Source organism: Arthrobacter sp. Bz4, from assembly GCF_003075455.1.
Classification (GTDB): domain Bacteria; phylum Actinomycetota; class Actinomycetes; order Actinomycetales; family Micrococcaceae; genus Arthrobacter_D.
Map to the genome: position 1 here is coordinate 63529 of NZ_QDAE01000006.1, position 22516 is coordinate 86044.

At 63.1% G+C, this 22516-nt stretch carries 18 protein-coding genes, 1 tRNA gene and 1 other RNA gene; 9 read left to right on the plus strand and 11 right to left on the minus strand.

Translation table 11 applies throughout. The features are described 5' to 3' along the window. Nucleotides 1–29: 29 nt before the first annotated feature. On the minus strand, nt 30–923 hold the full coding sequence (gene gluQRS, locus DDA93_RS06905; protein WP_116778367.1) for a tRNA glutamyl-Q(34) synthetase GluQRS: 894 nt from the start codon (nt 921–923) through the stop codon (nt 30–32). A 24-nt stretch (nt 924–947) separates the two neighbouring features. Further along, nucleotides 948–1043: signal recognition particle sRNA small type (ffs, locus tag DDA93_RS06910), an RNA gene on the minus strand. A 191-nt stretch (nt 1044–1234) separates the two neighbouring features. Here ffs and DDA93_RS06915 point away from each other — a divergent pair. Beyond that, nucleotides 1235–1319, plus strand: a tRNA-Ser gene (locus DDA93_RS06915). Between the two features lie 198 nt (nt 1320–1517). Here the strand turns inward: DDA93_RS06915 and DDA93_RS06920 are convergent. Then, nucleotides 1518–2465, minus strand: coding sequence for an oxygenase MpaB family protein (locus tag DDA93_RS06920; RefSeq protein ID WP_019482288.1), 948 nt, complete (start codon nt 2463–2465; stop codon nt 1518–1520). A 75-nt stretch (nt 2466–2540) separates the two neighbouring features. Here DDA93_RS06920 and DDA93_RS06925 point away from each other — a divergent pair, with 75 nt between their 5' ends. Next, the gene (locus tag DDA93_RS06925; protein WP_019482289.1) at nt 2541–3041 is read left to right on the plus strand and encodes a glutathione peroxidase; all 501 of its coding nucleotides are present in this window, start codon (nt 2541–2543) and stop codon (nt 3039–3041) included. Here the strand turns inward: DDA93_RS06925 and DDA93_RS06930 are convergent. Beyond that, complete coding sequence (locus DDA93_RS06930) at nt 3038–3928, minus strand: hypothetical protein (RefSeq protein WP_024476223.1); 891 nt, start codon at nt 3926–3928, stop codon at nt 3038–3040. The two genes, DDA93_RS06925 and DDA93_RS06930, sit on opposite strands and share 4 nt — an antisense overlap. 96 nt (nt 3929–4024) lie before the next feature. Here DDA93_RS06930 and DDA93_RS06935 point away from each other — a divergent pair, with 96 nt between their 5' ends. The 5 genes from DDA93_RS06935 to DDA93_RS06960 all read left to right on the plus strand — a co-directional run bounded on the left by DDA93_RS06935 (nt 4025) and on the right by DDA93_RS06960 (nt 8714). After that, nucleotides 4025–4636, plus strand: a complete 612-nt coding sequence (locus DDA93_RS06935; RefSeq protein ID WP_243400548.1) for a hypothetical protein — start codon at nt 4025–4027, stop codon at nt 4634–4636. 51 nt (nt 4637–4687) lie between these two features. After that, nucleotides 4688–6133: a multicopper oxidase domain-containing protein gene (locus tag DDA93_RS06940; protein WP_024476221.1), complete on the plus strand. Its 1446-nt coding sequence runs from the start codon at nt 4688–4690 to the stop codon at nt 6131–6133. Nucleotides 6134–6573: 440 nt separating this feature from the next. After that, nucleotides 6574–7629 (plus strand): multicopper oxidase domain-containing protein, encoded by a 1056-nt coding sequence (locus DDA93_RS06950; protein ID WP_237742099.1) that lies wholly within the window; start codon nt 6574–6576, stop codon nt 7627–7629. A gap of 85 nt (nt 7630–7714) precedes the next feature. Next, nucleotides 7715–8014 carry a type II toxin-antitoxin system VapB family antitoxin gene (locus tag DDA93_RS06955; RefSeq protein ID WP_024476219.1) on the plus strand — a complete coding sequence of 100 codons (300 nt, stop codon included), beginning with the start codon at nt 7715–7717 and terminating at the stop codon, nt 8012–8014. After that, nucleotides 8007–8714, plus strand: a complete 708-nt coding sequence (locus DDA93_RS06960) for a LytR C-terminal domain-containing protein (RefSeq protein WP_019482295.1) — start codon at nt 8007–8009, stop codon at nt 8712–8714. The genes DDA93_RS06955 and DDA93_RS06960 overlap by 8 nt, the downstream gene beginning before the upstream one ends. 7 nt (nt 8715–8721) lie before the next feature. Here DDA93_RS06960 and DDA93_RS06965 read toward each other — a convergent pair whose 3' ends face one another. From DDA93_RS06965 to aceA, 3 genes are all read right to left on the minus strand, one after another. Continuing rightward, the gene (locus tag DDA93_RS06965) at nt 8722–9438 is read right to left on the minus strand and encodes a DsbA family oxidoreductase (RefSeq protein ID WP_019482296.1); all 717 of its coding nucleotides are present in this window, start codon (nt 9436–9438) and stop codon (nt 8722–8724) included. A gap of 126 nt (nt 9439–9564) precedes the next feature. Next, a complete protein-coding gene (gene aceB, locus DDA93_RS06970; RefSeq protein ID WP_024476218.1) occupies nt 9565–11184 on the minus strand; it encodes a malate synthase A in 1620 nt (539 codons plus the stop codon). Between the two features lie 109 nt (nt 11185–11293). Continuing rightward, nucleotides 11294–12634, minus strand: coding sequence for an isocitrate lyase (aceA, locus tag DDA93_RS06975; RefSeq protein ID WP_024476217.1), 1341 nt, complete (start codon nt 12632–12634; stop codon nt 11294–11296). 146 nt (nt 12635–12780) lie between these two features. Between aceA and DDA93_RS06980 the strand changes: the two genes are divergently transcribed. Further along, entirely contained in the window at nt 12781–14289 is a 1509-nt protein-coding gene (locus DDA93_RS06980) for a helix-turn-helix domain-containing protein (protein ID WP_116778368.1), read from the plus strand. A gap of 37 nt (nt 14290–14326) precedes the next feature. After that, the gene (gene rraA, locus DDA93_RS06985; RefSeq protein WP_116778369.1) at nt 14327–14803 is read left to right on the plus strand and encodes a ribonuclease E activity regulator RraA; all 477 of its coding nucleotides are present in this window, start codon (nt 14327–14329) and stop codon (nt 14801–14803) included. Between the two features lie 109 nt (nt 14804–14912). Here the strand turns inward: rraA and DDA93_RS06990 are convergent, their stop codons facing one another. The 4 genes from DDA93_RS06990 to thiD all read right to left on the minus strand — a co-directional run bounded on the left by DDA93_RS06990 (nt 14913) and on the right by thiD (nt 22406). Next, entirely contained in the window at nt 14913–18806 is a 3894-nt protein-coding gene (locus DDA93_RS06990; RefSeq protein WP_024475944.1) for a S8 family serine peptidase, read from the minus strand. Nucleotides 18807–19104: 298 nt separating this feature from the next. Continuing rightward, nucleotides 19105–20094, minus strand: coding sequence for a glycosyltransferase family 2 protein (locus tag DDA93_RS06995; RefSeq protein WP_133185456.1), 990 nt, complete (start codon nt 20092–20094; stop codon nt 19105–19107). Between the two features lie 9 nt (nt 20095–20103). Beyond that, on the minus strand, nt 20104–21585 hold the full coding sequence (locus DDA93_RS07000) for a polysaccharide pyruvyl transferase family protein (protein WP_116778370.1): 1482 nt from the start codon (nt 21583–21585) through the stop codon (nt 20104–20106). Then, complete coding sequence (thiD, locus tag DDA93_RS07005; protein WP_019482304.1) at nt 21582–22406, minus strand: bifunctional hydroxymethylpyrimidine kinase/phosphomethylpyrimidine kinase; 825 nt, start codon at nt 22404–22406, stop codon at nt 21582–21584. Before thiD ends, DDA93_RS07000 begins: the two co-directional genes overlap by 4 nt. Nucleotides 22407–22516 lie beyond the last annotated feature (110 nt).

The window sequence follows — 22516 nt, forward strand, 5'->3', positions numbered from 1 at the left end:
GTTGGTGGTGACGTATTGCGGTGGCGGAATCAGGACAGCTCGCCGGGCTCAACTATCCAGGCTTCACGCGGCACTCCTGCCGGGTGAAACGCCTCGAGCGCTCCTGCCAGCGTACCCGCCGGGAGCCCCGCCGACCGAAGGATCAGGTCCCTCACCGAGCTGGCGGTCCAGCCCTTATCGGCGAGCGATTCGAGGGTGACGGCGCCGTCACGCTTGGCGAGGCGCTGCCCTTCCCGGTTCAACGCGAGTGGGACATGCGCGTACTGGGGCGGGGCGATCCCCAGCAGGCTGGCCAAATAAGCCTGCCGGGGGGCGGAGCTGAGCAGGTCATCGCCGCGGACCACCTGGTCGATTCCCTGCGCGGCGTCGTCGACCACCACCGCAAGATTGTACGCGGGAACACCGTCACTGCGGACAATGACCAGGTCATCCACCGGTCCGGTGTAGCTGCCGTGCAACTCATCCTGGACCGTCCAGTCGGTCACCTCGGATCGCAGCCGCAGAGCAGGGGGTCGGCCATGCTGGCGGTTACGAGCCGACGCCGGCAGGGTCCGGCAGGTGCCCGGGTAGGACCCGGGTAGCGAATGGGGGGCGGTGGCGGCCTCGGCAATGTCACGGCGGGTGCAGTAGCACTCGTAAAGCAGGTCAGCTTTCCGCAAGGACCCGACAGCGGCCTGGTAGAGGGGGAGCCGGTCACTCTGACGGACCGGTGCCGCATCCCAATCGAGCCCGACGGCGGTGAGCTCGGCGAGCTGCGCGGCCTCGGCTCCGGCGCGGGCCCGGTCCAGGTCTTCGATCCGTAGCAGGAAGGTCCGGGAGGTGCTGCGTGCAAACAGCCAGGCGAAGATCGCGGTGCGGAGGTTCCCCAGATGTAGCTCGCCGGAGGGGCTGGGGGCGAAGCGGCCAGCGCCGGGGCTGTTCATCGGTGCTCCTGCAGCATCAGGGGATGAGAAGACCCCCCATGCACCTGCCAGAGCCCGCTTACCCTTGCTACCTTCCGGTCCTGGGGGAGTTCACAGGGTGACACCACATGAGGGGCCGGAAACGAGTCTACAGGAATCTCGGGGCCGGATTCGAACCGGCAGAATCGTCGGTCGCCGTGCCGCGGGGCGGGCCGAACGCTGGCTGATTGTCCGCTGAACCGGGTGTGATCCCAGAGCTGCCCGACAAGGTCACACGGCGGCGATTCGTTAGATCGTTCGCTAGTGGGTATTCTGGTATCTGCTCCAAACTAGGAGGATTCGCCTAGCGGCCTATGGCGCACGCCTGGAACGCGTGTTGGGTTAACGCCCTCGGGGGTTCAAATCCCCCATCCTCCGCACATTGGAAAGCGGCTCAGACAAGGTATTACGCCTGTCAGGGCCGCTTTTCCTTTTTTCCGTGTATCGGATCCCGGTCCCGCGACACTTCCCGCAGGACCGGCTCAAACGACCACCCACCAGCCCGTTTCGCTGAGGATGAGAGGTCAGGCGCAGCGAAATCCCGTCCCGGCGGGCAGCTGTGACGTTGGCGGGACCTCACATCCCGGGCTGGGGTGGATTCGCTTCAGCGTCAGTGCCCCGCAGCCGGGCGAGCCGGCGGAGCGCGGCCGCCTCGCTCGGGCCCTCGGGGCCGAGGCCGAGACGGACGATGAACATGACCAGGCGCGTCGCGGTGCGCACCGGCAGCGGAATGGGCCCCAGCGACGGAACACGGAGCCCTAACAGGTCCCGGTGGCGGGGTTCGAGTGTGGCCACGGCCCCTGCGAACAACACCCGGTAGCCGAATCGCTGTGACATCGGCAGCGGCGGACGTTTGATGTACCGGAGCGCTTCGGTGACCTGCGGGCCGCACACCAGCTCGTCGTCGAACGCTGCCAGTTGCGCTGCCAATTCAGCCGCCGACTCCGGCGGATCGGTGACCCCCATGAGTCGCCCGGCCTGTGCCCACTCAGCCACATAGTTGTCGGCACCGCCGGGAATCGGCGGCCCATACGCCAGATGTGACGCCAGAAAAGCGTCAGTGAAGGCCAGATGCACCCAGCGCAGCAGATCGGGGGAACCCGCCGAGTAGGGCTGGGTGACACCCCTACTGTCGATGTAGGTACCAGTGACCCGCTGATGGAGCCGCTGCACCCAGGCCGAACCGGCCTTCGCCGTTTCGGCTGAGCCGTAGGTGACGGTGAAAATCCACTGGATGGTGCCGGCGAGACGGCCGAGTGGGTCCTCGCGGTACCGGGAGAAGTCGTGGACGCCCGCCATCGCACCCGGGTGCAGGGCCTGCAGCAGCAGCGCCCGGATCCCGCCGACCAGGGGGGTCATTGACCCGTGCACCGCCCAGGCCGCTGACGACGGCGGGAAGTAGCCGACGTCGTCGCCCTCGTCCAGCTTCTCTGCCCAGGCTGGTGGGACCTCCGCGTTGCCGGTGAAGGTCTTGCGGAGCTGGGTTCGCCAGGCGGTTAGCCCGGTGTTTCTAAGTGAGGCCACTCCTTCATTATTGCCTAGGCCCATCCGCTGGCTGTTACCGTACGAATGCTAAGCAGTCGCCTACCGGGAGTAACCATGTCACCAACGAATCTGCATTCCATCCCTCTGACCATGAACGATGGCACCGAGAGGTCGTTCGGCGATTTCAAGGGCAAGACGGTGATGGTGGTGAATGTTGCGTCGAAGTGCGGCTATACCCCGCAGTACGGGGGGCTGGAAAACCTGTACCAGAAGTATCGGGACCAGGGATTTGTGGTGGTCGGAGTGCCCTGCAACCAGTTCATGAGCCAGGAGCCCGGCACCGACGAGGACATCCAGTCCTTCTGCTCCACCACCTACGACGTCACGTTCCCGCTGACCAAGAAGGCCGACGTGCGCGGCAAGAATCAGCACCCGCTGTACTCGGAGCTGACCAAGTTCAAGAACGGAATCCTGCCCGGCATGGTGAAGTGGAACTTCGAGAAGTTCCTGGTGAATGATCAGGGCTCGGTGGTGGCGCGATTCGCTCCGACGGTTGAGCCAGAGTCGGCAGAGGTTGTCGCGGCGATCGAGGGTGCCCTCGATAAGGCAGCCTAACTGCGTGCCGGTTCCTCGCTGGCGGTCTGCAACGATCGCACGCAGCGGGCCAGGAAGGCGGCTCCGGCGTCGTCGTTGGTCAGGTGATCCTCGGTGAGCACGGGGTACGGAGTCTCAGGGACCCCATCGGCGGGCCGGACGTCAACATGGGCGACGTCGTACCCGTGTTCGTGGAGGTAATCGGCCATCGCGTAGTCGGTGCGTGAATCCCCGACCGTCCGCCAGCGGGACGGAATCTGGCCGAGCAGGGCCAGGGCCCGTTCGGCGCCGAGGTCCTTGCCGAGACGGACCGATTCAATGTCGGTGGAGATGATGGTCGGGTCGATCCGGTAGTCAATGTTGTCATCGCTGTCCGGTGCATGGTGGGCCAACCGGCAAACCCCCATCCCGAAGGACCGCATCAGGGCCAGCGCGTCGGCGTCGAACCCGGCCTGCTCAGCCAGGTAGTCGGTGTTGTCCACCTCAATGTGCTGTTCCACCGACACCATCGCGTATTTGGTCTCATCGAAAAACATGTGCCCGAAGTACTTTTCCGCCACCAGATCGCGGATCCCTGCCCCGAACTCCTTCGGCAGCGCCAGAGCCTGGTCGACATGCAGTTTGCCCGCCCCCGACCGGTCGAAGCTGAACCACACGCCCCCCTTCTCGCAGATGGCGTGGAACACCACACCCTCGGGGATCCCCGCCGCCAGCATTGGCTCCATCACCTCGCTGCGGATGAACGAATCAGACCGGCCCGTGTTGAAGATGACCGGCCACCCGGCGGCGGCGAGGGTCATCAGGTCCTTGATGATCGCCGGCCGCACGGTCCGGGACACGGGGCTCGCGATTGGTCCGTCGACATCCAGCAGAAGTCCGGTCAGCGGGTGAGTGATCGTAGCAGGCATACACCTATTCTCCATGTTTTCTACAAGGTGCCGAAGTGAAAATTGAGCGGTGACAGTTAATACCCGAAGAAGTCACTGTTAAGAGCGGATAGACCGATGACCACACTGTTAGGGGAAGTATCGCAATCCATTGGCGACGCAGGGATAGTCAGTGAGGTAGGTTGCACGGCCGATGAGAGCCCGGGCCTGACTCGCCGTGTCTTTGGTGTGCTGGTCGGGGTCACGGTGGCTGGCACAGCGGCAGCGGGCGGCCTGCTGGCAGCGGGTACCTCTGCCAATCCGCCGGGAGTCAAGACCTCCTTCGGCAGCGTTCGACTGACCGAGGCCGAGCGGCAGATGCGGCTTCCCCCGGCACAAGATTCCAGCGGCGGCGGTACGTCTGCTCAGGCCGTGACTGGCCACCGCGGTCACGGGCCTGCGGTCATCGGTCATTCAGTTCAACCGGCAAACAGCACCTGGGGGGACCATATTGCCCTTCGGTTGGAAGTCCATAATGCGACTGACCAACCGGTGCTCTTTGCCCCGGGCCAACTGCGGCTGCAGGTCGGGGTGGATGGACCCACCGTGACGAACCGAGACGCGGAAGCTGTCACTGGCCCGCTACCAGCCGGATCGACAACATCCCTGTGGATCAATTTCCTGGTGCCCTCAGATGAGACGAGTCTCTCCGCTGAGTTCACTGACCCTTGGGGCGGCGGGCCCCGCTGACCCTCGAACTGCCGTCCGTGCTCCACCGGCCTGGTTCGCTGGCGGTGGATCATGACTGACATCCAGGAAACCGCGAAAACCAGCGTCGGGAACGTGGCGAAACCCACTGATCTTATGGCGACTGCCGGTCAGCTGGGCCGCTGGGACTTCCTCAGGTATGGAGCCGCCGCAAGCGTTGGGGCAGCGGCGTTGCTCTACGGGCAGTCTTCCAAGCCCGCCCAGGCCCGTGTAGTTGCATCGAGCCAGCCTCTGGCGGTCACCCCTCTTCCAGGGGTTCTAGATCTGTACATCAACGATGGCTACCTGAAAATGGTCGATGCCTCACTGGTGTATCACCGGGGATTTGGTGATCGTCCTACTGACGTCAACGACGCCAACCCTAGCCTGGCTATTGTTCCGAAGGTGTTCACAGCCGATGGTCGGCTAGTGGAGAGCCGAAGTTACCCTTTGGACGCCGTTCTTCCACCGGAAGGGACTCCGCTGCCTTACGGCCCGGATCCGGCTAACCCGGGGCAGTACTTCATCCGCCGCAACTACTGGGCGAGCTATTTTCCACAACGAACTATCATCGCCGAAGTGGGAAGCAGAATTCGCCTTCGGGTGCACAACCGGCTGTCCAAGCCTCATGAGTTTACTCTGCATGGGGCCGGACCCAACCGCGGCAACGTCAGTACCGGGATCATTGATCCGGCAGGAAGCAAATTATTGGAACTTGATGCGCCCGCCCCCGGAACCTATATCTACTCCGATCCGACCAATCAGCCAGTGGAAAGGGTTCTGGGTCTCTTCGGGGTCCTGCTGGTCATCCATCCGGACCATCAGTGGGCTATCGGGGAGGATCTTGCTTCGTTCGAACGGCAGTGGCTCTGGATCTGCCACAATGTCGACTCGGTGTGGGCCGGGATCGAGGCCTCCGGGGGAACCGTCGACCCACGCAAAACCAAAGCAGTACCGCGTTATTTCACGCTCAACGGACGCAGCGGCTATGAATCGCTCGGCATCACCACCAACGACGCGTTGAATCTGGCGACTGAGGAAGAGACGCTGATTTCGGGCTACCCGCGGCAGGTGGACGTGCGCCAGTTCGGCGAGGGCACTGAACTGGGGACGCTGCGCGGAGGGCAGCTTGTCAGGCTAGTCAACCCCGGCATTGTGTTCCATCAGATGCACTTCCACGGCAACCACCTGTGGACGGTGGGGCGAAACAATTATCCCTGGCCGCGCAGGGAAGGCTTCGTGGACCCCGAGGGGCATGTGGTGGTCCAACAATGGGAGGACGTAGTCGAACTGGAACCCATGGACCGTAAGGACTGCATTCTTCCGATCAAGCGGCCACCAGATGCCGTCAACGCTGTCTGGGCAGCCAGGACCACCGACTGGGGATACCCAATGCACTGCCATGCGGAGCCATCGCAGACAGCCGCTGGTGGTATGTACCCGGGCGGGATGGTTGCCCACTGGACGCTGAAAGCACCAATCATAGGAACAGGACCATGACCAACGTTCAAGTACCCAATAGACGCGATGGTCGCCGCACCTCGATGTTTAAACGCCAGGCAGAGCGGGATGAGGAGCTTGCCAAACGCCAGCGGGAGGCGGAGAAGAAGGCCCGGGAGGCCGCTGAGAAAAAGCGTAAGGAGGCGAAGAAGAAGGCCCGGGAGGCTAATCGTAGGAAGTCGACCCCTAGTCCGAGTGCAACAGCAACAGCGACTCCTTCGGCTACAGCCAGCGCATCTGCTACGCCTGTTCCCACTCCCACAGTTACTGCATCGCCCACTCCCACAGTTACTGCATCGCCCACTCCCACAGTTACTGCATCGCCCACTCCCACAGTTACTGCATCGCCCACTCCCACACCTACACCTGTACCTCCTGTCAACGATGACGGGACGCCGAGTCACCGCTTCCGCAGTCAGGCGGACTTCAGCTCAGACCAGATGGATGTGGATAACCCCGTCACAGAATTTTTACAAACCCCGCAAACAGCAGTGGTTTTGAAATTCTTTTCCCGGGACCTTGAATTTGATGACGGAAATAAATTCGAGATTTGGAGTTTCGAATCGGAAAATTCCGGGCGAAGCCTGCCGGGACCGACGCTGCGGCCCAAAGAGGGCGAGATATTCCACGCAACATTTACTCCGAGTAAAGGAGCTCACACTATCCATTGGCACGGCATGGAGCCGGACCCACGCAACGACGGCGTAGGTCACACCTCCTTCGAGATTGGAGAAACCTACACCTACCAGTGGCAGGCCGAACTGGGTAGACCCGGGGACCCCAACTATGGGGCGGCGGGAACCTACTTTTATCACTGCCACGTAAACACGGTTTTACACGCCCAGATGGGAATGTTCGGTGCCCTGGTGGTTGACCCAACGGTGCATCCCGACTATCCGGTAAGCCCAGGAGCCCGCAGAGCCTTCGTGGACGGACCCGAGTACGACATCGCGACGGAATGCATCCTCGTTCCATATTCGGTGGATGCCCGCTGGCATGAGATGGACCATGCTGCCGGGCTGTCCGGCGAGGACGTCGGTTTGAATCGGTTTGAGCCCAAGCACTTCTATCTGCTGGGAGGTAATCTGGCGGACCCGGGTGACACTGATGACCGCGTCTGGAGCCTCTCGACCATCCAGGCCAACGTGGTTCCGGGGGAACGAAAGCCCACCCTCCTGCGGATTCTGAACGCCAACTATCTGCCCAACCGGATGTACTTCACTGACGCGGAGGGGAACCCAGCGCAGATTGCCGAGATCATTGCCCACGACGGGCGGCCCTTCAGGGACACCTCTGTGCCAGGGGTACCTTCTCCCCCCTGCTCGGCAGCGGGCTATCCGCTGCTCACCAGCCTGCTGAGTTTCGGGGCAGCCGAACGTTACGATGTCATGCTGACGCCGCCTTCGGCGGGCCGATACGAGCTAAGGGTCGAGTGGGAAGATTGGATTACCGGCGAAATCCTTGCGAAACGCACTGTGCCAATCATCGCTACCTGACGGCTGAACGTAACCTTTCGGCCACTAAGGACCGTTAGGTGCGGCTCATGTTCCATTGCCCGATGATGTTCTCTAGTCTGTATTGGTGATCTTCAAAGCCGTAAGCGCAGGACGCCCCTACCCTGACCATGGATATGTGACCCCCAAGGATTGGGCGGGTGTGGCACCCCGACAGGTACGGCTGGACGAACTGGTGACCACCAAAACCACCCTCGACCTCGAGGCGCTCCTCGCCGAGGATTCAACATTCTTCGGTGACCTGTTCCCGCACGTGGTTCAGTGGAACGAGACGCTTTATCTGGAAGACGGGCTGCACCGTGCCGTCCGCACGGCCCTGCATCAACGAACCATTCTGCACGCGCGCGTGCTGGTGATCAATGACTGACCAGCCCCCGCACCGGCACGAGACCAAAAAGTCCAAGAAAAACCCCATTGAATGGCATGGCCACCGGATCGTTACTGAAAACGATCTGGACAGCGTCTTCGCAGACACGGGGGAGGTGGAGCGCCCGCACATTTACATGCGCCGGCTCCGCCACGGGGTGGTTCTGGTCGTACTGGTTGCTCTCCTCGCCGCGGCGGTTTTCGTCGCGATAGGAATCAACCGTGGAGACATCCGCATCGCTGCGCTGGAACCGGACCTGGAGCCGACGTACACCTGCCCGGCGGGCCCGTTCGAGGTGCAGTCCCCTTCGGCCGTCACCGTGAACCTGTACAACAGCACAACCATTTCCGGTCTGGCCGGTTCCGTCGGTGAGGGCCTGGCGGAGCGAGCATTCGTGTTGGGCGAGATCGGCAACCGCAAGGTGAACCGGGTCGGCATGACCGCCATCGTGGTTGCCGGACCAGAGGGCTACGCGAATGCCTTCACCGTACAGCGCCAGATTCCGGGAACCATCTTCGTGGAGGATGAGCGCACTGACGCGACCGTCGACGTCGTCGTCGGCTCAGGGTACGAGGGTCTCATCGCTGAAGCCGAGCTGGATGAAACTCCGGCCGGACTGGTGTGCACCGACCCGACGACGGCGTCTGCCGAGGCCGAGTCCACGTCGGGTGCACCGGAATCGACCCCGGCTGCCCCCTAGCTGCAGGCTAGTTGCAGCCCTCCGGCCCGCACGCTTCGCCGTCGGCGGAGGCCGCGGCGGATCCGGCGGGATTCACGAGGGTCAGCGGGTTCGCTTCCTGCCACGCGGTGGTGAGCGCCTCGGCGAACAGATCGGCGGGCTGGGCTCCGGAAATGCCGTACTTCCGGTCGATGACGAAGAACGGTACTCCGCTGATCCCGAGCGTGCGTGCCTCGGCAATATCGTGGCGGACGTCGTCGGCGAACCGGTCTGTGCCGAGGGTGGCCCGCACGTCGTGCTCCGTGAGGCCGATCTCCTTGCCGAGCTCCACCAGGAAGTCCGTGTCCGAGGTGTCTTTGCCCTGTTCAAAGTGGGCGGACAGGATGGCCTCCTTGGCGGCGTCGCCGAGCCCCTGGGATTTGGCCAGGTGCAGGAACCGGTGGGCGGTGAAACTGTTGCCCACCACGACGTCCTCGAACCTGAAGTTCAGTCCCTCGCCGGCGGCCGAGGCGGACAGGCTGTCCCACATCTCGCGGATCCGGTCTTCGGAGATACCCTTGCGTTCAGCGAGGTACTGCTGTTCGGTGCCGTCATAGTGATCCGGGAGATCCGGGTCCAACTGGAAGCTCTTCCAGGTCACGGTGACCTGATCGCGGTGTTCGAAGCCGGCGAGGGCGGTCTCAAACCGGCGCTTGCCGACGAAACACCAGGGGCACTTGACGTCTGACCAAATTTCAATCTGCATACATCGCACAACGCGGGGTTGGCTCCGGGGTATTCCCGCTACACCCCACCGCAGCCGCGCCGCACCCTCACCGCACCCTCACCGCACCCCGCGGTGGAGGAGCGGCGGGGTGCGGTGAGGATCGGTCTAGACCGTCGCCAACTCGCGGTTCTCGTGCAGGTAGCGGGCGTAGGCAGGGACGGTGAGGAACGTGGGGAATTCCTCACCGAGGGCAACCTCCTCGAAGATTGCCAGGGCGTCGTCGAAACGGTCGCCGTCAAAACGCTCCATCGCCGCGAACTCCTCCTCCAGCAGCTCGGCGACCCACCCGTGGGTGATGGCCTCGCCGTCGTCGGTGACGGCGCCCGAGTAGATCCACTGCCAGATCTGAGACCGCGAAATCTCGGCCGTCGCAGCGTCCTCCATCAGGGAGTTGATCGCCGCAGCCCCGTTGCCACGCAACCACGACTCGATGTACCTCACGCCCACCTCAAGGTTCTCGCGGATCCCGGCCTCGGTGATGACCCCGGGGGTGCCTGCGATGTTGAGCAGTGCCTTGTCGTCGGGGAGGACGTCGTCGCGCAGCCTGGTCAGCTGGTTGGGCCGCTCGCCGAGGATGGCATCGAACACCTCCATCGCCACCGGAACCAGGTCCGGGTGGGCTACCCAGGAACCGTCGAAACCGTCGTTCGCTTCCCGGGTCTTGTCCGCCCTCACCTTTTCCAGTGCGACGGCGTTCGCTGCTTCGTCTCGCCGGTTCGGGATGTTGGCCGACATGCCGCCAATCGCGTGGGCGCCCCGGCGGTGGCAGATTCGCACCAGCTGCTCCGTGTAGGAGCGCATGAACGGCGCGGTCATGGTCACCATGGACCGGTCGGGGAGGACGAAGCGGGGTCCGCGGGTCCTGAAGTTCTTGATCACCGAGAAGATGTAGTCCCACCTGCCAGCGTTCAAACCGGCGGCGTGTTCGCGCAGTTCGTACAGAATTTCCTCCATTTCGAACGCGGCGGTGATCGTTTCTATCAGCACCGTGGCGCGGATAGTGCCCTGGGGCAGCCCCAACAGTTGCTGGGCCTGGACGAAAATGTCATTCCAGAGCCGTGCCTCGAGATGGTTCTCGATCTTCGGCAGGTAGAAGTAGGGGCCCCGGCCCTGGGCGATGAGCGTCCGGGCGTTGTGGAAGAAATGCAATCCAAAGTCGACCAGGCCGCCGGCGATCGGGGTGTTGTTGATCAGCAGGTGCTTCTCGGGCAGGTGCCAGCCGCGGGGGCGCACCACGATGGTCGGCCGATCCTCTCCCAACCGGTATTCCTTCCCTTCCGGAGAGGTGAAGCTAATGCGGTCCGCCAGCGCGTCGCGCAGGTTGAGCTGCCCGTTGATGACATTGGACCAGCTGGGAGTGGAGGAGTCCTCCATGTCGGCAAGCCACACCTTGGCGCCTGAGTTGAGGGCGTTGATGGTCATTTTCCGGTCGACGGGTCCGGTGATCTCCACCCGGCGGTCCTCCAGGCCCGGGGCGACCGGCGCAACCCGCCAGCCGTCGTCGTCGCGAATGTGTTTGGTCTCGGGGAGGAAACGCGGATCGGTGCCGTTGGAGATCCTGGCGCGGGACTGTTGCCGCAGGTGTAGGAGTTCCTGCCGGCGGCTGGCCGTCGACTGGTGCAGTTTCCGGAGAAAGTCGAGGGCTTCCGGGGTGAGGATTTCGTCCTGGCGGCGCACGGCCGGCGCCGTCAGGGTAACGCCGTTGAGGGTGATCAGGTTGTTCATGGTGTGCCTCCTGGAAAAATGTGGGTGCCCCGCCCCCAGCCCCGGCCATCCTAGGTGGGGGCCGGGGTTGGGGGTGTGGGACGGGGTGGAGCGGGGCGTGCAGCGGGGGTTAGTGGAACTGCTGCGCCTCGGTGGATCCGGCCAGGGCGAGGGTGCTGCCCGTGGGGTTGAGGGCGGTGGCAACCTGGTCGAAGTAGCCGGTTCCCACCTCACGCTGGTGCTTGGTGGCGGTGTAGCCCCGGGACTCGGCAGCGAATTCGCGCTCCTGGAGTTCGACGTACGCGCTCATGCCGTCGCGGGCGTAGCCCTCGGCCAGGTCGAACATCGAGTAGTTGAGCGCGTGGAACCCTGCCAGGGTGATGAACTGGAAGGTGAACCCCATCGCGCCGAGCTCCCGCTGGAACTTGGCGATCGTTGCGTCGTCGAGGTGCTTTTTCCAGTTGAACGACGGCGAGCAGTTGTACGCCAGCATCTGGTCCGGGTGCTCCGACTTGATGCCCTCAGCAAACTTGCGCGCCAGGTCAAGGTCGGGGGTTCCGGTTTCCATCCACAGCAGATCCGCATACGGCGCGTAGGCCCGTCCCCGGGCAATGCACGCCTCGAGGCCGTTGCGCACCTTGTAGAAGCCCTCGGAGGTGCGCTCGCCGGTGATGAACGGCTGATCCCGTTCGTCGACGTCGGAAGTGATGAGGGTCGCGGCCTCGGCGTCGGTGCGAGCAATTACTACTGACGGCGTCCCAGCGACGTCGGCGGCGAGCCGTGCGGCGTTGAGGGTGCGGACGTGCTGCTGGGTCGGGATAAGTACCTTACCGCCGAGGTGCCCGCACTTCTTCTCCGAAGCGAGCTGGTCCTCCCAGTGAACGCCAGCAGCGCCGGCCTGGATCATCGATTTCATCAGCTCGTAAGCGTTGAGTGGGCCGCCGAAGCCTGCCTCGGCGTCGGCGATGATGGGAACCAAATAGTCCTCCACCGTCTGGACCCCTTCGGCGAAGTCGATCTGGTCCGCACGCAGCAGTGCGTTGTTGATGCGGCGCACCACGGTGGGCACCGAGTTGGCGGGGTACAGTGACTGGTCCGGATAGGTGTGCCCGGAGTTATTGGCGTCGGCGGCGACCTGCCAGCCGGACAGGTAAATTGCTTTCAGGCCCGCCTTGACCTGCTGCACCGCCTGATTACCGGTCAGTGCGCCAAGCGAGTGGGTGTACTCACCGGTGCGGGCCTGTTCGGTCAGCTGCGTCCACAGCTTCTCGGCGCCGCGCCGGGCGAGGGTGTGCTCCTCCTGGACCCGGCCGCGAAGGCGGACGACGTCGGACGCCGAGTAGTCGCGCGTGACGTTATCCCAGCGGGAATTGGCCGACCACTCGAGTTCCAGCTCCCGCTCGGCCGATCCTTCGGCGCTCTGGCCTGTCGATGCGGTGTTTGCCTGTGGGGTGGTCTGGTCCTGTGTCATTGCATTCTCCTTTGAATTCCCTGAGCCGTTGATTCGAGTGCGTGAAGTGTTCGTTGGCTTCGTAAAACCAACCTTTCTCTCATTTCAACCCCTTGCCTAGCCGAAACTGCTGGCAAAAAACGCACTTCTTCGCGTAACCTCAATAAATGACCAACATGCCGATCAAACCAGCCACCTGGAACCGACCAGAATCCGGTGGAGCCGCTGAGGCGGGCGCCGGCGCGCCGGACGACCTCGACGCGATCAGCCTGGGCCGACGGATCCGACATCTCCGGAAAGCGAAGGGGATGACGCTCGATGACCTGGGCGCCGTCGTCGGCACCGTCGCGTCGCAGCTGTCGCTGATCGAAAACGGCAAACGTGAACCAAAGCTGGGGATGCTGCAGGGCCTCGCGTCGGCCCTCGGGGTAGGCATCGATCAGCTGTTGGGTGCGGAACCTCCCACCCGGAGGGCAGCACTGGAGATCGAGCTGGAGCGGGCGCAGCGCGGCCCGCTATACGGGGCGCTCGGGCTGCCGAAGGTGCGGATCTCCTCACGGCTGCCGATGGAGGTACTCGAATCGCTGGTGGGCCTTCAGGGCGAGTTGGAGCGCCGGCTCAACGAGCAGGTGGCCACCCCGGAGGAGGCCCGTCGGGCCAACGCCGAGCTGCGGCGCGAGATGCGCAAACAGAACAATTACTTCCCCGAACTCGAGGCCGAGGCGCAACGGGTGCTGGATTCGGTGGGGCACACCGCTGGGCCGATGTCCCAGCACCTGATTGCCGACATCGCCGCCCATCTGGGGTTCACCCTCCATCACGTGGGCGACCTGCCGCATTCAACTCGTTCTGTCACCGATTTGAAGAACCGCAGAATTTACCTGACCCAGTCCCAGCGCACTGACCACGATCCGCGCTCGGTGCTGCTGCAGGCGCTCGGGCATTACGTGCTGGACCACCAGACGCCTGAAAATTATCGGGAGTTCCTCAGGCAGCGCGTGGCCACCAACTACTTTGCCGCGGCACTTTTGCTGCCGGAGAAGCCTGCGGTGGAGTTCCTGCAGCGCTCGAAAGCGGCGAAGGAGATTGCCGTGGAGGATATCCGGGACGCGTTTGCCGTGTCCTATGAGACTGCGGCGCACAGGTTCACCAACCTCGCCACCGAGCACCTGGGCATCCCCACCCATTTTCAGAAGACCCATGAGAGCGGGATCATCTACAAAGCCTATGAGAACGACGGCGTCACCTTTCCCCAGGACCACACGGGTGCCATTGAAGGCCAGCCCTCCTGTAAACGCTGGACTTCACGGGTGGTGTTTGAGGTGGCTGACAAATTCCGCGCCTACAACCAGTACACGGATACGCCCAGCGGCACCTACTGGTGCACGGCCCGGACCGAACGGTCAGCGAGCGGGGAGTTCTCGTTGAGCATCGGGGTGCCGTATGCGCATGTGAAGTGGTTCAGGGGCAGGGACACCACCATGAGGGAGAAGTCCTTTTGCCCGGATGAGGCGTGCTGCCGGCGTCCGCCGTCGTCGCTGGCTGAAAATTGGGCAGGTCACGCCTGGCCGAGCGCCCGGGCGCACTCACATCTGCTGGCCGCAATGCCGCCCGGCGCGTTCCCCGGGGTAGATGAGACCGAGGTGTACAGCTTTCTTGAGGCCCACTCGGGTTGATCTTTCACAATCTCAAACCACCGATCAGGAGAAGAACATGGACCTATCCACAGCGGACCTCTACGACCAGTTCGGAGACACCGTTCAATCAGTTTCAATCCAGTTCCAGGATCTGGGAGGGGAGCAGGCTTTCAGCGGGCCGATACGAACCGTGAAGTGCTATCACGACAACGTGGTGCTGAAGTCGGTCCTTTCCACGCCTGGTGCGGGCGCGGTCCTCGTCGTCGACGGCGGTGGCTCACTTGAGCGGGCGCTGATGGGAGACATGATTGCGGAGATCGCGGTGAAGAACGGGTGGAACGGCGTCATTATCAACGGTGCAATCCGTGACCGCGCGGTGCTCGCTGGGTTGCCCCTCGGCGTGAAGGCACTCGGCAGCAATCCCCGCAAGAGCGTCAAGAACGGCGTCGGTGAGATTGACGTGCCGGTGGCGATTGGAGGGGTCATCTTCACCCCCGGAGGGACCGTGTATGCCGATACCGATGGGATTCTCGTGGCGGGCCCAGCAATGTAGCCACTCGACAATGTAGCCACTCGACACAGTAGCTTCTGGGCAAAAAAGTGGTGGCCACCCGTTGCCGGGTGGCCACCACTTTTCTGTGTCTAGCGTTTACTATCCGTGGTTACGGGTTGCAGCCGCCGTTGTCCTCGGTGTAACCATCGAGACGCTGGATGAAGGCTGCCATCGCGTCGCGGGCGACCGGCTGAAGGCGCTTGTACTCGCCGTCGTCGAAGCCCTGGGTGATGTTGTTCTCGGCCATCCAGGAGATCTCCCGGTGGAACTGATCGTTCACCGGAACGTCCGGGAACGGTGCAACCTGCGGTGCAACGTAATCCGCTGCGTCGGCGATGATGCAGTACTCACCAGCGAAGCGGTTCATGAACGCGGCCATCGCGTCACGGTTGACGGGAGCGAGCGGACGGAAGGTGCCATCGCTGTAGCCGGTCGACAGGCCGGTCTCGGCCATCCACGCCATCTCCTTGTAGAACTGGGTTCTAGGAGTGATGTCAGCGAATGGAGAGGTGGTGGGCTCCGCGAAAGCAGGCTCACCAGCCAGGCGGTAGAGGAACGCCGCCATGGCATCGCGGTTGATCGAGGCCAGCGGACGGTAGGTGCCATCCGGGTAGCCGGTGGTCAGCCCCTGGTCAGCCAGCCAGTTAATGGCCTCCTCATGCTCATTGCCCGCAACATCCGGGAACCGGAGCTGGTCAACCTGCATGTCGAGGATTTCATCCTTCAGGCCCGTTGCGTTGTGGTGGTGCAGGAACAACGCGCGGGCGTCGGTGACGCCTTCCTGACGGTTGACGCCAATCGTTGTACCCTCGGCGGCAATGAATACCGTGTCGGGGGTGACGCCTTCGAACCACAGCTCAGGCTCGGTGACGTTGAAGTCAATCCACTCGGTCTCGTCGACCGATCCCGCGGTGTTGCCATCCTCGTCCACATTGAACGGGCTGGCGGTGGAGACGCGGTACTGGATCGGAGCCGAAGCACTCAGGTCCAGGCCCAGGTCAGCAACCGGGACAGGCAGAGTGATGACGTTGGTGTCGAAGGTGTTCGTGTCCAGGCTGCCGTCGACGCCGTTGGCGAAGTACAGGCTGTCACCCTGGCCCAGCGAGCCATCGTCAAGCACCGGTGCCACCTCGAACAGGATCATGTCCAGGTCGTCGAGGCGCAGGGTGATGACCACCATGTCGGCTTCGGTGTCACCGTCAAGATCCAGTTCAACTGCAACCTGGCTATTGCCACCCAGCTGAGCCCAGTTCTGCCAGGTGCTGATACCGAGGTTCAGGTAACCCTCTTCTGCTTCGCCGCCGGCTGCGACAACTGCCGGAACCGTTGATGCGGCACCAACCGAGCGGAGGTCCAGGGAGTACAGGGACTCCAGCGGACGCTCGTCGGCCCGGGGGCTTTCAGCGCCAAGAACCAGCGGGGTCACGAGCGATGCATAGCGCGAATCCGATCCACCCTGCAGCAGGCCGCGGCCCTCAAGCACTACTGAGCTCTCAAGGGTTGAGGCGTTCTCGAACATGATCTGGGCGCCAGCCGAGATTTCCGATGTGGGCTTCGGTGCTGAGTAGACGGGAACACGCAGCGTGTTCACTTCACTCGCGAACTGCACGCGGCCCGACACATCGGCAAGGTACTGACGGGCGACGCCGAACTGAGTCTCCTCAGCAGCCGGGTCGATCGTCTTCGCCAGGGCGGCTGGATCATCAATGGTCAGCGTGACGTCGACAGTTGCCGTGCCGTTGGCTGGAACATCGAAGGCATTGGTGAGCGTTTCAGGCGCAAGCACCTGCGGCGTCACACTGATCTCGGCGCCTGGCATCGTTGACGCCTCAAGGTAGGAGGCGCTGTAGCGAATCACGTCGTCCGACTTGTTTTCCACGGTGATCTGCTTGGTCATGGTCATCGCTTCGCTGCCAAGCTCCAGAACGCCGAAGTTCACCGAGGTGAGCGATGGCTGTTCTGTCGAGTAGGCCAGGACCGGGGTGTCCAGTGCCAATACGGCGTCGACGCGTCCGGAACCTACGCGGTTCGGGGCGTACTCGACGCCATCGGCTGTCACCAGATCGGCGATGGCCGTATTCATGATCATGGACTTGATCTCATACGGGTTGAAGTTGGTCTCTGCGTACAGCAGTGCAGCGATGCCAGCCACGTGTGGGGCTGCCATTGAGGTGCCGCTCTTGACCGATGCGCCGGTTCCCGTGCCAACCTGGACCGAACCAGTTGAGACGCCGGGGGCTGCTACATCGGGCTTCACAACTCCGTTGGAGCCGTGCAGCCCGCGGGAGGAGAAAGCTGCGAGCGTGTCGAGTGCGTCGGAGCTGCCGCCGGCAGTTGCCTGGTAACCGGAATCGAGACGAACTTCAAGGGTGCCAGCTTCTGCTGCTGGTTCCAGCTGCTCGGAGAATTCGGCGTTGAACTGGACGCCGGGAATGGTGGCGTTGCCGCCGATGCCGGACTCGAAGACTGAGCGGGGCGAGTCGAGGACCACACCTGCTCCGCCTGCGGCTTCAACGTTGTTGAAGCGGGTAACGGATCCGCAAGGGAATGTTCCATCCTCTTCCCACTGCAGCCAGACCCATTCACCGTCGAAGGTGCCCGGTGCGAAGGGCTGGCAACCGAACGCGTTGGCGGGATCAGCCTTGACAACCGTGCCCGTGAGCTCTTCCTCAGTGGCCGTGGAGTAGTCGTAGTTGACGCTGTACTGGCCAGCAGCCTGCCCGACGACGTCGTCAGGTGCGAGCACGTCAACCCGGTCGAGGGTGATCTGCGAACCGACGCTTGCGGCGACGGTCAGGGCGGACTCTGAGCTGCCTGGGGAGCCGCCGATGTCGTAGACGTCGCCGCTGTTGCCTGAGGAGACAACGGAAAGGACGCCCTGAGCCGTCAGAGCGTTAACGATGTCGTTTTCAGGATCGTCATAGGCGGGGAATGCCGCGCCGAGTGACATGTTGACAACCTGAGCGCGGTCGTCGAAGTTGCCGTCACCGTTCGGGTCCAGCACGAAGTCGAGTGCTGAACCGACAACTGCGCTGGAACCCGTGCAGCCGAAGACCCGGAGGGCGACCAGCTGGGATTCGGGAGCCGAGCCGGGACCGATCCGCATGGCGTTGACGCCGTCGGCGTCGAGGGTGGCGTAATCGCCGTCAAAAGTGGAGCCGTCGTCGTTGACGCCGTAGCCCGAAGAGGTACCGGCGACGTGCGAACCGTGGCTCTGGCAGTCGAGGGGGTTGAGGTCTGGTTGAGGAATGTCATTGTCGGGGTCACCGGCGTCATAGTCGTCGCCCACCAGGTCGTAGCCGCCCACAAACTTAGCGGCGTCGAAGAGAGCTGGGTCTGGGACCAGGTCTGCCTGCGCCTGCTCGAAGGCCTCGATCGTGCCCGGGCCGCCGAAACCGGAGTGGGTGTAATCAAGTCCGGTGTCCAGCACGGCAACGGTGATGCCGTCGCCGGTCTGATCGCGTGCGGTCCAGGCATCAAGCGCGCGGGTGTCGATGTCCGCGCCCTTGTTGGTCACGGTCTTCGGCACAATACCGGTGATCTTCACGACGTCGGGGCGGGCAGCAAGTGCCTTGATTGCCTCGGCGTCACCTTGAATGGCAACACCAGGGATGGTGTTGGTGGTGGTGTAGAGCTGCGAGGCTGACGCCTCGGCCGCTACCTCATCGGCCTGGGCCTGAATTCCGGCCCTGATGTTCAGAACATCGTTGGTCCGATCGACGGGGGACTGAATTCCATTGCGAACCGCTACCGGCTGCGTTTGTTCGAAGGCGCCTTTTCCTGCGAACTGGATATAGGCCGCTGTGGGGCCTGTCCGATCCGCCAGATCCCTGCTGACCTTAAGATCGGGTACTGCCTGGAGCTCAATTCCCTCGGCTGTGGGTTCACCCGATGACGGTGATTCCAGAGCCGAAGCAGGCGCCCACATGCTGGAAGCCAGAACAAGGCCAGTTAGCGATGCCAACACAGCCTTCCCCGTATTCCGGTGGTATGACTTGCTCATACTTCTCCTTAGTGAGGCTCAGTCATGACCACCCGCTGAGACCTGTGATTAGCTCCCCGCAAGTACTGCTGACACGGCCATGACAGATGTGAGTGACGTTCCCTGAATGAACAAGTTGCGTCAGCAGTAGTTGAACAGTGGATGCCGGTTGCCCGACCCCCTCCACCGGTACTACCTTTCTGTGTGATCAGTCACAAGTCAACGGCTACCACACAAAAAACTTAGTTAAGTTAGGCAATTTCCTGGTAATTCCCTGAGCAGGCCCACGCGGTGTGAAATCGATGACTATTCAGGGCTTCTAGCGCCCCAGTATTCTGCTTTTCAGCTGGCGATAGCGACGCCTCACCAGCGAGACGAGGCTAGCGTCACTGACTGCTTCCTCAAGCCGCTGCACCCGTTCGGCCAGCCGGTTGTTGGATTCGAGAATCTGGCGCAGGAGGTCTTCCGAATAGTTCTGCCGGTGATGCAGGTGGTCGAACTCGCGCTGCTGATAGGACGTCTGGTAAAGCAGTGAGCCCAGCCCTGACTGGCTGACGTGCTCTTTGAGGTGGATCTCGCGCACCAACTGATCCAGCCGCCTGTGCTCGGCGTCACCAACGATCACGCTGTTCCCGAGGTCTCCGGTCGCGTCTTTTCGCTGGTTCCAGAACGCCAGCGGCTCCTCATCGAGGAAACCCAGCGTGTGCTGCTGGAGCAGGCGGAGCTGAAATTCCCAGTCGCCCACTACCGAGAGGGATTCGTTGTAATAGCCAATCCGGTCATGAACTGAACGGCGATAAAGCAGCGAAATGGGGACGCACCGGTTGTGCCGGAGAGTATCAAACAAGGTGATTGACTGCAGCTGCGGCTGGAAAATCTCCCGGCTAATTTCTTCGATTGTCCCGTCGGTGATCCGCTCGTAGACCAGTTCGGTGCGGACAGCCACGCCGGCGTCGTCGTGGTGCGCCAGATAAGCCAGGGTCCGTTCGAGGAACTCAGGGTGCCATTCGTCGTCGTCATCGTGGATGGCGATGAACTCGGAGTCCGACGCTTTGATGCCGGCATTGGAGGCTGCCTCCATTCCGCGCGCCACGTCATGGTGGATGACCTGGACCCGATCGCCGAGCTGCAAGCGGTAGCGGTCCACCACCGGGTCCACTTCGGCGCGGTCGCCGCCGTCGTTCACGACGACGAGGGTCCACTGGGTCATGGACTGGCCGAGGAGATCGCGCAGTGCGCGGTCCAGCAGCACCGACCGGTTCCGGGACCGCATGATAACGGCGACTGAGGGAGAAGGAGGGAGTGTCACTGAAAGTCCTCAGACGGCTTTGCGCGGTCGGAACCGCGTACGTAGGGAGGCTAGTTTGCGGACCAGCCTGAAACTGGAGGAATTGAACCAGCCTTGCAGCTCGTCCCGGGCGGCGGCGGCTTCCCCCTCAAGGTGCTCGCGGGTTTTGCGGAGGTCAGCCAATTCTGCCGCCATCGGGAGGAACACCACCCGCGCCGTGTCGGCGGCTGCGGACCAAGTTCCCCGTGGGACCCATTGGCGGTGCGGCAACGGCGACTGAACCTTGGCTGGCTTGCCTTGCAGGGTCCCAACCACTGAGTCCCACCAGGCGGAAGATTCGGTGAGCTTCTGGGGTCGGAGAGACTGCACCTGTTCCGCTATGACTGTGCGGCGTTGCCAGGCCTCACGGAGGGCCTGCCCGATCGTGCCGTCGAGCAGTGACGGCAGGGGCAGAGCGAAGTCGGCCAGGCCCCAGTTGGCGAGGGCCCCACGCAACCGCACGTCGCTGTATTCATCGAGGGACAAGGCAACCGTGGGGACGCCGCCGTCGAGAGCGAAAACCACCGGGTGATACCGCGACGTGACCACCAGGGCTGCCCGGGAGGTGAGGACTGCGGTGTCGCGCGCCGACGCGATGGGTTGTGACTGGACGGAGGAAGTCATCGCCGCTGCAATCTCCGCGTGTATTGCTTCATCGATGCCGCCCTCACCCTCAACAGCCATGTGGGGCAGGAGAAGGACCGGCAGGCCGGTGAGGTCGGCCGCGTCGTCCAGGGCTTTCGCGACGGCCGTTACGAACAGGTCGCGGGGACAGGCGCCAGTGTTGCCGGCGAAGGTGCCAACGATATAGGAGGCCACAGGTGGGGTGCTTCCCGGCGGGTGACCGCCGTCGTCGGGCTGCTGCCGGGCGGCGGTGTTGGACGCGAGGAAGGAAGCATCGTCAAGGCACCGCACCACGCTGGATCCTGCCAACTCCCGTCCGAGGCTGAGCGAACTGTCCTCACGTGCACCTACCAGAGCGGCGCGGGAGAGCATCTGTACTGCCACTTCACGGTCAGCGCCGTACAGCATAGGCCCGATAGTCTGGCCAGCAATCACCACTGCCTTGCCGAGGTGCCGCGCAATTGCGGTGACCGCTGCGCGTTCGTAGAGCAGCCAGCCGTACACCGAGTTCATGTTGCCGCCCCCTGCGATCAGCACTGAGTCGCAGCCGCGGATGGTCTCGATGAGCCCGTGCACCTGGTCGTTGTCGGCAAGGCTATGAGGCTCGCCGTTGAGGAGTGAGAGTATCTCGTTGAGGTAATGCTGGTAGTCGGCGTACGGCCACGGAAATTCGATGGTCGGCGCTGCCTCGGTGCCGAACCGACCGGTCGTGTCAGCTGCGTTCCGGCTGAGCAGGACAACGTCCTTGATGCCGCGGGCTGCGAGTTCATCCACGGCGGCATGAGTCATTGCATCATCACCGACGTGGTAAATGCGCTGTCCGATATCGCCCAGAATCGCTACCCTCATGCCGGGATCCCGGCGGCGCCGCCCTGCCAGACTGCATCGAATGGTGCCTGCGAGGACAACCTGTGACGAATCGCCTCGGTCACGAAACTCTTGGCTGTTCGAGCCGCATCAAGAGGACTGGCGCCCTTGGACAGTTCCGCAGCAATGGCGGCGGCGAGGGTGCAGCCCGCGCCGCTGACAGCTACTTCGCCGACCTTCGGGGCTGACAGCAGCTCCAGGGTAGTGCCATCGAAGTAGACGTCGACGGCGTTTTCACCTTCCAGGCGGATGCCGCCCTTGGCGACGACGACGGCGCCGCTGATCTCATGGATCCGTTTGGCGGCCTCCTGCAGATCCTCGATGCTGTTGATGGTCATGCCCGACAACGACTCAGCCTCGAAGTGGTTGGGAGTGACAACAGTTGCGAGCGGGAGAATGTTTGCCTTCAGTGCCTGATCCGTGTCGAGCGCGGCGCCGGGCTCCTGGCCCTTGCAGATCAGCACCGGGTCCAGCACGATGTTGCGCCACTGCTGGCTCTTCAACGCCGTCGCAACAGTGTCAATGGTTGCCGGAGTACCCAACATGCCGATCTTGACGGTTTCCACGGGGTAACAGGTCAGGACTGCCTCCAACTGGTCGGCGATGACCTGCGGCTCGACCGCCACGAAACGATGGTTCCAGTTGTCCTTCGGATTGAACGACACGATGCAGGTCAGCGTCGCGATGCCGAAAACGCCGAGTTCCTGGAAGGTCCTGAGGTCCGCCTGGGCGCCAGCGCCACCGGTCGCCTCGGATCCGGCGATGGTGAGAGTCACTGCGGGGGCGGAATGAGTTAGGGGCATTTGTACAGTCTGCCTACTTTCGGGCAGGGCGGCCAGTTCAGGGCGCACCGCGGGCGTGGCAGAATTGGACTGCCCGGGGGCAGCCGGGCATCAGTGCTAATACAGCGGAC

What these genes read in the sequence shown, in the direction of transcription:
- gluQRS (WP_116778367.1), bottom strand. Translation starts at nt 923, where the DNA reads ATGAACAGCCCCGGCGCTGGCCGCTTCGCCCCCAGCCCCTCCGGCGAG.
- DDA93_RS06925 (WP_019482289.1), top strand. Translation starts at nt 2,541, where the DNA reads ATGTCACCAACGAATCTGCATTCCATCCCTCTGACCATGAACGATGGC.
- DDA93_RS06930 (WP_024476223.1), bottom strand. Translation starts at nt 3,928, where the DNA reads ATGCCTGCTACGATCACTCACCCGCTGACCGGACTTCTGCTGGATGTC.
- DDA93_RS06935 (WP_243400548.1), top strand. Translation starts at nt 4,025, where the DNA reads ATGACCACACTGTTAGGGGAAGTATCGCAATCCATTGGCGACGCAGGG.
- DDA93_RS06940 (WP_024476221.1), top strand. Translation starts at nt 4,688, where the DNA reads ATGACTGACATCCAGGAAACCGCGAAAACCAGCGTCGGGAACGTGGCG.
- DDA93_RS06950 (WP_237742099.1), top strand. Translation starts at nt 6,574, where the DNA reads ATGGATGTGGATAACCCCGTCACAGAATTTTTACAAACCCCGCAAACA.
- DDA93_RS06960 (WP_019482295.1), top strand. Translation starts at nt 8,007, where the DNA reads ATGACTGACCAGCCCCCGCACCGGCACGAGACCAAAAAGTCCAAGAAA.
- DDA93_RS06965 (WP_019482296.1), bottom strand. Translation starts at nt 9,438, where the DNA reads ATGCAGATTGAAATTTGGTCAGACGTCAAGTGCCCCTGGTGTTTCGTC.
- aceB (WP_024476218.1), bottom strand. Translation starts at nt 11,184, where the DNA reads ATGAACAACCTGATCACCCTCAACGGCGTTACCCTGACGGCGCCGGCC.
- aceA (WP_024476217.1), bottom strand. Translation starts at nt 12,634, where the DNA reads ATGACACAGGACCAGACCACCCCACAGGCAAACACCGCATCGACAGGC.
- DDA93_RS06980 (WP_116778368.1), top strand. Translation starts at nt 12,781, where the DNA reads ATGACCAACATGCCGATCAAACCAGCCACCTGGAACCGACCAGAATCC.
- rraA (WP_116778369.1), top strand. Translation starts at nt 14,327, where the DNA reads ATGGACCTATCCACAGCGGACCTCTACGACCAGTTCGGAGACACCGTT.
- DDA93_RS06990 (WP_024475944.1), bottom strand. Translation starts at nt 18,806, where the DNA reads ATGAGCAAGTCATACCACCGGAATACGGGGAAGGCTGTGTTGGCATCG.
- DDA93_RS07000 (WP_116778370.1), bottom strand. Translation starts at nt 21,585, where the DNA reads ATGAGGGTAGCGATTCTGGGCGATATCGGACAGCGCATTTACCACGTC.
- thiD (WP_019482304.1), bottom strand. Translation starts at nt 22,406, where the DNA reads ATGCCCCTAACTCATTCCGCCCCCGCAGTGACTCTCACCATCGCCGGA.